The sequence below is a fragment of the Haoranjiania flava genome (genome assembly GCF_025631005.1).
GTDB classification, from domain to species: domain Bacteria; phylum Bacteroidota; class Bacteroidia; order Chitinophagales; family Chitinophagaceae; genus Haoranjiania; species Haoranjiania flava.
Window position 1 is genome coordinate 1 of record NZ_JAOTPL010000035.1, and the last position, 12,192, is coordinate 12,192.

The 12,192-nt window shown below is 39.5% G+C and carries 14 protein-coding genes; 9 read left to right on the forward strand and 5 right to left on the reverse strand.

Annotated features, from left to right (window positions below; all coding sequences use genetic code 11):
* Positions 1 to 13: 13 nt before the first annotated feature.
* Positions 14 to 1,195: an O-succinylhomoserine sulfhydrylase gene (locus OD355_RS13465; protein WP_263039013.1), complete on the reverse strand. Its 1,182-nt coding sequence runs from the start codon at positions 1,193 to 1,195 to the stop codon at positions 14 to 16.
* Between the two features lie 33 nt (positions 1,196 to 1,228).
* Positions 1,229 to 1,651 carry an OsmC family protein gene (locus OD355_RS13470; protein ID WP_263039014.1) on the reverse strand — a complete coding sequence of 141 codons (423 nt, stop codon included), beginning with the start codon at positions 1,649 to 1,651 and terminating at the stop codon, positions 1,229 to 1,231.
* 218 nt (positions 1,652 to 1,869) lie between these two features.
* On the opposite strand from OD355_RS13470, the gene OD355_RS13475 reads away from it, so the two are divergent.
* From OD355_RS13475 to OD355_RS13505, 7 genes are all read left to right on the forward strand, one after another.
* Positions 1,870 to 2,196: a hypothetical protein gene (locus OD355_RS13475; RefSeq protein WP_263039015.1), complete on the forward strand. Its 327-nt coding sequence runs from the start codon at positions 1,870 to 1,872 to the stop codon at positions 2,194 to 2,196.
* Positions 2,197 to 2,386: 190 nt separating this feature from the next.
* A complete protein-coding gene (rpmH, locus tag OD355_RS13480) occupies positions 2,387 to 2,542 on the forward strand; it encodes a 50S ribosomal protein L34 (protein WP_263039016.1) in 156 nt (51 codons plus the stop codon).
* A gap of 78 nt (positions 2,543 to 2,620) precedes the next feature.
* The gene (rnpA, locus tag OD355_RS13485; RefSeq protein ID WP_263039017.1) at positions 2,621 to 3,028 is read left to right on the forward strand and encodes a ribonuclease P protein component; all 408 of its coding nucleotides are present in this window, start codon (positions 2,621 to 2,623) and stop codon (positions 3,026 to 3,028) included.
* Positions 3,012 to 3,242 (forward strand): membrane protein insertion efficiency factor YidD, encoded by a 231-nt coding sequence (gene yidD, locus OD355_RS13490; RefSeq protein ID WP_263039018.1) that lies wholly within the window; start codon positions 3,012 to 3,014, stop codon positions 3,240 to 3,242. The genes rnpA and yidD overlap by 17 nt, the downstream gene beginning before the upstream one ends.
* A 191-nt stretch (positions 3,243 to 3,433) precedes the next feature.
* Positions 3,434 to 4,558, forward strand: a complete 1,125-nt coding sequence (gene bshA, locus OD355_RS13495) for an N-acetyl-alpha-D-glucosaminyl L-malate synthase BshA (RefSeq protein WP_263039019.1) — start codon at positions 3,434 to 3,436, stop codon at positions 4,556 to 4,558.
* Between the two features lie 281 nt (positions 4,559 to 4,839).
* On the forward strand, positions 4,840 to 6,258 hold the full coding sequence (locus OD355_RS13500) for a glycogen synthase (RefSeq protein WP_263039020.1): 1,419 nt from the start codon (positions 4,840 to 4,842) through the stop codon (positions 6,256 to 6,258).
* 33 nt (positions 6,259 to 6,291) lie between these two features.
* Positions 6,292 to 7,587, forward strand: coding sequence for a glucose-1-phosphate adenylyltransferase (locus tag OD355_RS13505; RefSeq protein ID WP_263039021.1), 1,296 nt, complete (start codon positions 6,292 to 6,294; stop codon positions 7,585 to 7,587).
* Between the two features lie 331 nt (positions 7,588 to 7,918).
* Here the strand turns inward: OD355_RS13505 and OD355_RS13510 are convergent, their stop codons facing one another.
* Positions 7,919 to 8,731, reverse strand: a complete 813-nt coding sequence (locus OD355_RS13510) for a class I SAM-dependent methyltransferase (protein WP_263039022.1) — start codon at positions 8,729 to 8,731, stop codon at positions 7,919 to 7,921.
* Positions 8,732 to 9,049: 318 nt separating this feature from the next.
* On the opposite strand from OD355_RS13510, the gene OD355_RS13515 reads away from it, so the two are divergent.
* Positions 9,050 to 9,811 carry a response regulator transcription factor gene (locus tag OD355_RS13515; RefSeq protein WP_263039023.1) on the forward strand — a complete coding sequence of 254 codons (762 nt, stop codon included), beginning with the start codon at positions 9,050 to 9,052 and terminating at the stop codon, positions 9,809 to 9,811.
* 264 nt (positions 9,812 to 10,075) lie between these two features.
* Here OD355_RS13515 and OD355_RS13520 read toward each other — a convergent pair whose 3' ends face one another.
* Positions 10,076 to 10,330 carry a GlsB/YeaQ/YmgE family stress response membrane protein gene (locus OD355_RS13520; protein WP_263039024.1) on the reverse strand — a complete coding sequence of 85 codons (255 nt, stop codon included), beginning with the start codon at positions 10,328 to 10,330 and terminating at the stop codon, positions 10,076 to 10,078.
* Between the two features lie 31 nt (positions 10,331 to 10,361).
* Complete coding sequence (gene sucD / locus OD355_RS13525; protein WP_263039025.1) at positions 10,362 to 11,231, reverse strand: succinate--CoA ligase subunit alpha; 870 nt, start codon at positions 11,229 to 11,231, stop codon at positions 10,362 to 10,364.
* Positions 11,232 to 11,406: 175 nt separating this feature from the next.
* On the opposite strand from sucD, the gene OD355_RS13530 reads away from it, so the two are divergent.
* Complete coding sequence (locus OD355_RS13530; RefSeq protein WP_263039026.1) at positions 11,407 to 11,865, forward strand: hypothetical protein; 459 nt, start codon at positions 11,407 to 11,409, stop codon at positions 11,863 to 11,865.
* Positions 11,866 to 12,192: the final 327 nt, after the last annotated feature.

A 12,192-nucleotide genomic window follows, 5' to 3' on the forward strand; every position in this document is an offset into this window, starting at 1 on the left:
AAAACTATAAGCGCTAAACGTGTTGGAGCGCCTGGTTTATATCGTCTAAAATATCATCAACATATTCCAATCCAACCGACAAGCGAATCAATCCCGGAGTGATGCCCACAGACAACCGCTCTTCCTCAGTAAGCCTGGAATGCGTTGTAGTCGTAGGATGGGAAACAATGCTCCTGCTATCACCAAGATTAGAGGTAATCGTCAGCATCTCTAAATTGTCTATGAAACGTTGGGCTCCTCCTAAACCGCCATGCACATCGAAGCAAACAATACCGCCGCCGGAAGACATTTGTCTTTTGGCAATCTCATATTGCGGATGACTCTGTAGAAAAGGATATTTTACCAGGTTTATTTTCGGATGCCTTTCTAATGCCTGCGCTACTTTCAGTGCATTCGCACAATGGCGCTCCAGGCGCACATCCAGTGTTTCCAGGCTTTTACTGATCATCCATGCATTGAAAGGAGAAAGAGTAGGCCCCGTAGCGCGGCAGAAAAGATAAACCTCATTGATTAATTCTTTACTTCCTGAAATAGAACCTGCAAGTACCCTGCCCTGCCCGTCCATCCATTTGGTAGCAGAATGTATCACTACATCAATACCAAAGTCTATGGGGCGTTGCAACACAGGTGTGGCAAAACAATTGTCTACTACAGTCAATATGTTGTGTTGCTTTGCCATTGCGCTCACTGCCGCAAGGTCAATGATCTCTAACTGGGGATTGGTAGGTGTTTCAAAATAAATCATTTTGGTGTTTGCCTTTATTGCCTTCTCCCACTCCTCTGTTTTTACCGCATCTACGTATGTGTATTCTATACCAAACTTGGGCAGGTATTTGGTGATCACGCTGTTGGTGCCTCCGAATATTGACCGGCTGCAGATAATGTGGTCGCCCGACTTGAGCAATGCCATGAAGGTTCCGAATATGGCTGCCATACCCGATGCCACTGAAAAACCGGCTTCCGCGTTTTCCAATGCAGCTATTTTATTGGAAAGCTCTTCTACATTGGGATTAGTATAGCGGCTGTAGGTATTGGTAAAATGCTCTTCAGCAAATGCTGCACGTATATCTTCTGATGTTTCAAAAGCAAAGCTGCTGGTTAAAAATAAAGGCGAAGCATGTTCGCCCTGGTAGGTTCTGTCCATTTGCAGGCGCACAGCTTTAGTGGCCGGGTGCCATTTCTTCTTTTCTTTCAAAATGTTTAGTGTTGGCTTATTGGTATTAATAAATTACTGGTTAACTACAATGTTTGTGTTAATCTTGGCTCCGGCTCTTTTAAGGGTTTCTGCTACAGAGCAGTATTTATTCATGGAAAGTTCAACAGCACGCTTTACCCTTCCTTCTTCCACGTTCCCGCTTACATAAAAAGTCATATCTATATTCTTCCATAAGTAAAATTCCTTATCCTGCTCTTTTTCAGCATTGATCACAACTTTATATCCCGTAACATCCTGTTTTTGTTTTTTAAGGATCATGATCACGTCAATGCTTGCACAACCGGCCAGCGCATTGAGCAGCAGGTTCATGGGCCTTGCGCCGAAATTCCTGCCTCCAATCTCGGGGCTGCCGTCTATACGCGTAAGGCTGTCATTGTCGTCTATCGTTTCAAAACCGTAATCGCCCTGAACGCGAATCAATTCTATCTTTGCCATAATTAATAATATTTGAAGGCTATAAAAATAAGTAATACCTGACAAAATAAAGCGGAAAACTCATTTTTCCTGTTAAAAATTTAACACTTGCCAAAATTAACTTATAGTTAAATTTAAAAAATAGTTAAAGATTTTGATTTTATTTAACTCATTATTAGTACCTTTGGTACGTTATTAGCAATGGATTAGTATAACATTTACAAAACAAATAGTGGATTATGAAAAAAATTACTTTTATAATGGCGCTTCTTGTTAGTTTCAGTATAGTTAATTTTTCTGCAAAAGCAGAAGATGTAATTTTCAGGAAAGATAATATAGGTGACACGGCCGCAACTAAAAAACTAAATAATTTTACTTTAAACGGACTGGCATACAACAAGAAATTTTCTTTAAACGTAAAAAAAGAAACGCCCAAACAATACTTCAGAAACTACAATAGCTTTGATATCAGCACTAAGAGGCCTGATTACATCCAGTCTGTGCTTATGCGCAAGGGTAACACTATACAGGCTATACCTCTTTATATTTACACATTGCCTTTTTAAAAAAAGCCAATATTATTTTGTAATACTGAGTATCATTTGTAATTTTGCACACCTTTCACACGGAAACTGGCTATGGTAACCTGCTTCCGAACCTTTTGAAAACGATAAAATAATTTTGAAACAGCAAACAGCTGCAAAAAACAAGATCTAATTTTTTTGCACTGTAAAAACGAGAAAAACAAAGATACAAATGAAACGTACATTTCAACCACATAACCGCCGCCGCAAATCAGTTCATGGTTTTCGTAAACGCATGGCTTCTGCCAACGGCCGTAAAGTATTAGCAAGTCGTCGTGCAAAAGGTCGTAGAAAACTTACCGTATCCGACGAAAGTACTTTAAAGTAAAATAACTTTGCATACACATTGAAAGCTCCAGGTTTTGGAGCTTTTTTATTTTTATTCCACTACATTTGAGTGCCAAAGATGACAGCTACATTTACATACGGCAAAGCGCAAAAACTTAAAAGCCGGAAAGATATTGAAACCCTGTTCAGAAGCGGGTGCTCTTTTTATGTGCATCCTTTAAAAATCTTCTACAGGATTTGCATGCGCGAGCCGCAGGAATCCTCACCTTTGAAAACAGGTATGGGTGTAAGTAAAAAGTACTTCAGCAAAGCAGTAAAACGCAACCGTGTGAAAAGGTTAGTGAGAGAGGCTTACAGGCTGCACAAAAATAATTTGTATGCATTAATGGAAGCCAGAAATTTGTCGGCCGATGTTTTTTTTATTTATACATCCAGGGAAATTATTCCCTTCCATGTAGTAGAAGAAAAAATGCAAACAGCATTGAATATATTAGCTGAAAAGATACCGGATGAAGAAGCTATCTGACATATTTGCTTATCCTTTTATCTTCCTGATAAAATTTTACCAGTACGGCATATCGCCTTTACTGGGGCCGAAGTGCAGGTTTACGCCAACATGCTCTCAATACGCACTGGAAGCGTTTAAGAAATATGGTGTATTTAAAGGATTTGTTTTATCATTGAAAAGAATTTCGCGCTGCCATCCCGGGGGCGGCAGTGGCTATGACCCGGTACCGTGATGTATGGATCAAAAAAGACCAGTCAACTCGTGTAGAGACAGAAATATACTGAATTGAATTGCTTAATGATTGTTTATGCAAGCACAAAAACGCTAGCATACACGAAGCAGGATAAATATTCGCAAATAGGTGATGCCGGTAGCTATCGGATAGCTTATCGGGAACCAATAAAAAAATAAAAATATATACGGATGAAAATAGGAATTGTTTGTTACCCCACATTTGGCGGCAGCGGCGTACTGGCTACGGAGCTTGGCAAAGCGCTGGCCCTGCGCGGCCACCAGGTGCATTTTATTACTTACAGCCAACCCGTGAGGTTAGATATTTTTAACCCGAACATATTCTATCATGAAGTGCCCGTTCCTTCTTATCCTTTGTTTGAATATCCGCCATATGAGCTTGCCTTGTCAAGCTCCATGGTTGAAGTGATCATGCGGCATCAGCTGGACCTGTTGCATGTACACTATGCTATACCCCATGCATCAGCGGGCTATATGGCTAAGAAAATTTTGCAGTCAAAAACAGGCAGGGACATTCCCATGATCACCACACTGCATGGTACGGATATCACACTGGTTGGCAAAGACAAGACCTACGAGCCTGCAGTAACTTTCTCCATCAACGAAAGCGACGGTATTACAGCTGTCTCCGAAAACCTGAGAGAGGAAACCTACAAGAACTTTAATATCAGCAAACAGATCGAAGTTATTTACAATTTTGTAGACGTGGAGAGATTTCACAACCACCACAACAACAATTGCAAGTGCCTCTTTGCACCCAATGATGAAAAAATAATCATGCATGCTTCGAATTTCAGAAGAGTGAAACGCGTACGCGACGTGATAAAAATATTTTCAAATATCAGCAAACAGATCAATGCAAAATTGCTGATGGTTGGCGACGGCCCGGAAAGAATTCATTGTGAAGAGCTTGCCCGCAGCCTTGGCGTAGACAGAGATGTGCGTTTTCTGGGTAAGCAGGAAAAAGTGGAAGAAATATTTCCCTGCGCAGATCTTTTTATACTGCCCTCAGAATACGAAAGTTTTGGCCTGGCCGCGCTCGAAGCAATGGCATCCCACACACCTGTGTTGAGTACCAACGTCGGCGGCATACCGGAAGTAAATATCGACGGGAACACAGGCTATCTATACAATACAGGCGATACAGACACTGCTTCGCAAAAGGCTATTGAGCTTTTATCTGATGAGCAAAAACTTAGCACAATGAAAGAAAATGCTTACCGCCACGCCCTGGAGTTTGATATTGAAAAGATCATTCCTCACTATGAGAATTTTTACCGCAGGTTCCTGAAATAATAAGCGCCAGCGTAAGAAGCATCTTTATATTTTCCTTTAAGCCGCCGGAGGCGTAACTTATTTTTTTCTCAGGATGGCCATTCATGCCGGCATTGAACAATCCCTGCATAGGTGCAATTGCTGGGCGGGTTATCTGCCTGATGTTTCTTTCTAAAAATAGTGCTACAAGGCATCCTTTTTTATTATATTTATGATAAAAAACATTTTTTTATATCCTAAAAGAAACTAACTTGAGTACGTAAATGAAAACCGACTTATCAATTAAATAATTTTCGAGTATAATGAATATTTTACACGTAACTGCAGAATGCTATCCGGTCGCAAAAGCCGGTGGATTGGGAGATGTAGCAGGCGCTTTACCAAAATATCAATGCCGGGCCAGGCACAATGCCATGCTCGTAATGCCTATGTATCAAACAGCTTTCCTGGAAAAAAATAAATGGGAAGTACACCATAAAGGCCGCACAAACTCAGGAAATTATTTTTTCGATTATACCATCATTAAAGAAAAGACCAATAAGCTTGGCTTTGAATTATTTTTAGTTGATATCAACGGCCTGCTCGACCGGCCAAAAATCTATGGCTATGATGACGATGCCCAGCGCTTTGTAGCTTTCCAGATCGCTGTCTGCCACTGGCTTACAGACTGGAAGGTAAAACCAGATGTTGTACATTGCCACGACTTCCACACAGGGTTGATACCATTTATGTTTAAATATTGCTTTAATTTCAGGCCGCTTGCAAAAGTACCTACAGTATTTACCATACACAACGCCGAATACCAGGGCTGGATGAGCTGGGACAAAAGCATGTGGATACCTGAATACGACATATGGAGAGCCGGCTTGCTGGAGTGGAAAAACGTCATCAATCCACTGGCAAGCGCTGTAAAAAATGCCTGGAAAGTTACTACCGTAAGCCCAAGCTATATGCATGAGCTAAAACATAACAGCAACGGCCTGGAACTTTTATTTGAATACGAAAAAGGAAAATGCATCGGCATACTCAATGGCATTGATACAGAAGTATGGAACCCCAAAACAGATAAGTACCTTGAAGCGCATTATTCCTCATTAACTGTAAATAAAGGCAAGAAATCAAATAAGGAAATGCTCTGCAAAACCTTTGAACTGGATATAGACAAACCCTTGTTTATTTTTATTGGGAGGCTGGTACATGAAAAAGCTGCCAACATACTTCCCGATACCATTGGTTCTGCGATACATCAGTTAAACAAAGAGGTAAACTTTTTAATTCTCGGCAGCGGAGATCCGCATGTGGAATGGCTTTTAGAGCAGTTGAAAAAAATTGTACCTGAAAATTACAATTGTGTGATAGGCTACAACGAGCAACTGAGCCACATCATGTATGCAGGGGCAGATTTTCTTTTAATGCCTTCCAGGGTAGAACCTTGCGGCCTTAACCAGATGTATGCCATGCGGTATGGTACTATGCCGATGGTAAGAAGAACGGGCGGGCTGAATGATACCGTAACCGATATAGGCGACGAAGGCTGGGGCATCTGTTTCAACAATGCAGAAGTACAGGAGCTCGTGAATGCCTGTAAAAGAGCCATGCATGTTTACAACAATCCAAAGGTAATGACAGCCCTGCGTAAGAAGATGATGAAGATAGATAACAGCTGGGAAAACACCGTGGATAAATACATACAGCTATACAAAAGCGTACTATTAAACTGACCAAAAATATATTGACAAGATAAATCGTAAACTATGGAAGCAAGACTCACAGATGTAGTGATCAGCGTAATACTTGGAGGGGGCGCCGGCTCAAGGCTCTATCCCTTAACGGCATCACGATCCAAGCCTGCAGTGCCTATTGCCGGTAAGTACAGGCTGGTGGATATTCCTATCAGCAACTGCATGAACTCGGGCATTCACCGCATTTTTGTACTGACGCAGTTCAACTCTGCCTCTCTAAACAGGCACATAAAAAATACTTACCAGTTCGGTTCCTTCAGCAAAGGCTTCGTGGATATTGTAGCCGCCGAGCAGACTCCTGATATCAACACGGGCTGGTTCCAGGGCACAGCAGATGCGGTAAGGCAGGCAGCCAGGCATTTCAACAACCAGGATTATGAATATGTACTTATCCTCAGCGGCGACCAGCTTTACCAGATCGATTTTGCAAAAATGATCAAAGCCCATATTGAAGCCAAAGCCGAGATAAGCATCGCTACAATACCCGTGAATGCCAAAGAAGCGCAGGGCTTCGGTATTATGAAAACAAATGAAGAAAACATTATCACTTCTTTCATAGAAAAACCCAATGCCGAACTGCTGCCCGAATGGACCAGCGACACAGGCGAAGAAATGCATAAGAAAGGCAGGGATTACATCGCTTCCATGGGCATTTACATATTTAACAGGGATGTACTCATCAACAGCCTGAAACACGAGTATCCTGATGCAACAGATTTTGGCAAAGAGATCATACCGCATTCCATTGAAAGGCACAAAGTGATCAGCTTTCAATACGAAGGCTACTGGGAAGACATCGGGAACATATCTTCTTTCTTTGAAGCCAACCTCGACCTGACCAAAGACATTCCCTCCATTGACCTGTACGATACCAAGCAGGCCATCTTCACGCGTCCGAGAATGTTGCCCACAGCCAAGATCAACGGTTCCCTGCTGAAGAGCGCCGTAATAGCAGAAGGCAGCATCATCATGGCGAACCTCATAGAGAGAAGCATTATAGGCGTGCGCTCCAGAATTGGTTTCAATACCAAAATATTCAATACGTATGTCATGGGCAATGACTATTATGAAACCTTAGAACGCATTGAGCGCCACAAGCAGGAAGGCACGCCCGCCTTAGGTATCGGCGATAACTGCTATATTGACAATGCGATCATTGATAAGAATGTGTATATCGGCAACAATGTGATCATCCGCGGAGGCGCACACCTGGAAGACCAGGATACTGATAAATACACAGTTAAGGACGGCATTATTGTAGTAAAAAAATTCTCTGTATTGGAAAATGGTTTTCGTGTAGGCGTATAAATTCACAAGAAGCGTATAAAAAAATCCGGCAACATTTGTTCCGGATTTTTTTGTGTAAAATGAATCTTTAATAGAATTTTTTCTGATGACAGTCATTAGAGCGTTATCGTTGAAATGCTTGCTGTTGTTGATTTCTTTTTGCTTAATGATTTTTTAAATGGTTGAAATAACTGTGAGAAACTCTTTTGCTTCATGAATATAATGGAAGCTGACTCTGCTTCTCATCAAAAATCACAATTTTCTTTTTTCCACTAATCCATTTTTGCAATGCCGCATAAGCTATCAAGATTGGAAATCTTCTGATATTGCTTTGGAATTTCAAATCACGAATTTAATTTTTAGTTTTAAATTGCTCTTTACAAACATTTAACTGAAGAAGATAAAAACAAGAACTTACATAATAATTGCGCAAATACTTGATAGATGCAAATAACCTATTAACTTTAATAGGCGTTAAATTGAACTTTATTCTGTAATGAGGATTAATTAGCCAAAGGCTTCGATCTATGATTTCATAATTATTGAAAGTGCTAAGTTGCTCAAATTTCTCAACTGTCATCCTGCACTTTTTTATATCAAGCAATTCCTCAATTTTGTGATTTGGTTCTTTGAAAATTTTCAGAAATTTATTATATAGGAATGTGGGCAGTAAATGTATGAAGGGCAGCTTTGAGCAAACCTTGCTCACGCATAGTTGCTGATGGCCACCGAATGGCATATGCCAAGCTGGAAATCCAAAATAAACAATTCCTGTATGTGATAAGAAACTTTTTAACTTTTCAAAGAATATCTCTTTGTACTCGATATGTTCAATAACATCGTGAATGATAATAATGTCAAAACTGCCTTGCAATGCTGTGTCAAAAAAATTTTCATTCCTAAACTCAAATTTTAAATGTGGTTTATTAAAGCTGCTAAATATTTTATTTGCGAAGTCAATCCTTGTACTGTCAATATCAATGCCGGTAACGGTACAGTTACGCTCATAGAATGGATACAGATTGCCACCCATACCACAGCCGATTTCTAGTACATTTTTTTTGTTTATACCTGTAAATTTTTCAATGTATGGAATAAAATATTCTTTACAGGTGTTAGCAAGCTCTTTAAAATATAAGTTATTGTCGTTATGCCTTTTCTGCATTATTTCACCTGTTTTAAAACGTCAATTTCATTTTTGGTTGTTGCATCGCTTTAATAAGTACTCGAATCACGTAATTTTTCATATTTTACTAAGCATGTATTTAAAGATTTAAAAAACATTGATAAGATTACAGCAGCAATGGATTAAAATCTAAATTATTAGAAACATATAATAATAACTTAATTATTAGGTGTAAATTTGAAATTCTACACATAAGTGTAGGAAGCTTGCTTTTAATACTATTTTCTTGTAATAATTTTCAAATGGTGTGTTAATTTACATAGAAATACAACGATTGCTAACAAAGATGTTTATCATATGAGTATTAAAGTACAAGACTTCTTTAAACCAGTTCACCTTGATGAAAATATTAAGGATAGCGATTATGAGTCTATAAAACAAATTATTGAGATAGTTAAATCATTAACTGAAGTCACCTATCAAACCATATACCTGGTTGATTACTATCGCAGGAACTTTTTATATGTTTCTGACAACCCATTTTTTCTTTCCGGCAGCTCAGCAAAGCAGGTACAAAAAGATGGTTATTTGTTTTATTTTAAAAATGTACCAGAAAATGATTTAAAACTCCTTTTAAGAATCAATACAGCAGGATTTTCCTTTTTTAGAAACTTGCCGTTAAATGACCGTATGAAATATTCAATCTCCTACGACTTTCGTCTTAAACAAAAAAGCGGAAATTACATGCTCGTTAATCACAAAGTAAAGCCATTGTTACTGGACAAATATGGCAATCCCTGGATAGCGTTTTGCATAGTTTCTCTTTCTGGACAAACAGAATCTGGCAATATTAGATGCAACAGTAATGAACTAAAAAAGACATTCAGGTTTGATTTAACTAAAAATGTTTGGGTAGAGACATCCAAAATAAAGCTGAGCAAAAGACATAAAGCCATCTTAATATATTCAGCACAAGGATTAACAATGCGCCAAATAGCTTCTGAAATGAAGTTAACAATTAACACTATCAAATATCATAAAAAGGATCTCTTTTCCAGGCTTGGAGTAAAAAGTATAACAGAGGCAATTGTTATAGCTATTGAAATGGCATTAATATAGACGGAAGCCCAAACACGTTTATTTTGCCTCGAAAGTATGTAACAATTTGTACAAGATAGCGTTCTTGTCTTTGCACTAACAGGACAGATTTTTTCATAAAAAAGGGGTTCATTGAAAGGGCTTTCAATGAATCCAGCGCAAATTTAATAAGGCAATCATTACATCAAAATTTACCAACTATTTTTGACCACAGTGTCATTCACAAGAAGCGTATAAAAAAATCCGGCAACATTTGTTCCGGATTTTTTTGTGTATTTAAGTTGTCTAAACCCTGCGCCCCCCCGTTAAAAGGTTGATAAGCGCCAGCAACACTATGGCTCCGATAGCGCCCGTAAGTATCTGCCCTACCCATCCGGCGCCCAGGCTTATATTGAGCACCCCGAACAACCACGATCCGAGTATGCCTCCAAGAATACCGATGATAATGTTCCACAGCAGTCCCAGGCCATGCCCTTTAAAAATTACGCTTCCGAGCCAGCCGGCTATTGCGCCGATGATGATTGAATAAAGGATTCCCATAGTATAAATTTTAAAAGTGAAATAATCTACGTTACTTCAATACTTCCGCAATTTTCTTACCAATGTCGGCAGGGCTCATAGCAACGGCAACGCCGCATTCCTGTAAGATCTTTATTTTAGCAGCGGCTGTATCATCAGCGCCGCCAATGATTGCGCCGGCATGTCCCATTCTCCTTCCGGCAGGAGCAGTTTGTCCTGCAATGAACCCAACAACAGGTTTCCTGTTATTTTCTTTTATCCATTGTGCAGCTTCTGCTTCCATGCTTCCGCCAATCTCACCGATCATAATAATGCCTGCTGTTTCATCATCATTCATTAACAACTCCACAGCTTCCCTGGTGGTGGTACCAATAATGGGGTCGCCACCAATGCCGATAGCAGTGCTGATGCCCAGTCCTGCTTTCACTACCTGGTCTGCTGCTTCATAGGTAAGCGTACCTGATTTTGACACAATGCCTACCTTGCCCTTTTTGAAAACAAAGCCCGGCATAATACCTACTTTCGATTCTTCGGCAGAGATCACGCCCGGGCAGTTTGGCCCGATGAGCCTGCTGGAGGTAGCCTGCAGATAATTTTTTACTTTGATCATATCCTGTACCGGAATGCCTTCCGTAATGCATACAATCAGTTCAATGCCTGCGCCTGCCGATTCCATGATTGCATCCGCTGCAAATGCCGGGGGCACAAAAATAATACTTACGTTGGCGCCGGTTTGTTTTACAGCCTCCTCAACCAGGTTGAAAACCGGGCGGTCAAGATGCCTGCTGCCGCCCTTGCCGGGAGTAACGCCGCCGACAACATTGGTGCCGTATTCTATCATTTGTGTAGCGTGGAAAGTGCCTTCAGTACCTGTAAAGCCTTGTACAATTACTTTTGAATCTTTGTTAATTAAAACAGCCATATAGTATTTAAGTGTTTGTATTGCGAATTTATGCTTTAGCCTTCACACTGCAAACCAAAACCATGAAAACTTGTAAATACATAATAACAGGTCTTATTTACTTTACATTTTGTAAATTTATTTTGTCTTTATGTAAAATATACTTTACATTTGTAATCAAATAAAATCATAAAAAATGAAAAACTACTTACTACCCAACAGATTTAAAAGTATCGGTTGGGCATTATTTATGCCTTCATTCATTTCAGGAATAATCATCCTGTCCACTGATTTCAAATGGGTAGAAACAGAAGCGCATTTACCTGCGGTATACTACGATGATTTTTTCGGTGACCGTGCTTTTTTCACTTTGGCTAAAACATCAATTGTACAAAATATCACAGCCATATTGTTAATAGCCGGAGGACTGATATTGGGCTTTACTCGTGAAAAAGTTGAAGATGAATACATCACTTCTTTACGCTTAAAGTCTGTAATGTGGAGTATGCTGATCAGCTATGTTTTGTTACTGCTGCTATACCTTACTGTATATGGGTTATTTTTCTTAAACATAATGGTCATCTGTATGTTCCTGCCGCTGGTTTTATACATTTTCAGGTTCCATTATTTACTTTATAAAAATAAAAATAATTAACATGAAATAACCATAAAGATTAGGAATCTATACCAACCGGGAATGAGTATTAAATCTAAAAAAATGGTTATTCCGTGTGGCAACTGAAAAAAATAAATATACATACATGAAATAGCCAAGCAAGGTTGCATACCAACCGCGAATGAATAAAGGCTATTCCATGCGACCATTACAAACAGCCGCAAAGCGGCGAACTAAAAATAAATACACATGAAAAATAATTTATTGCTACCGAACCTCTTTAGAAAAACAGGACGAATATTCCTCCTTTCAGGATGCTTAATTTTTTTGTTGGTACAAATTTTTGCTTTGAAATGGAGTGATAAG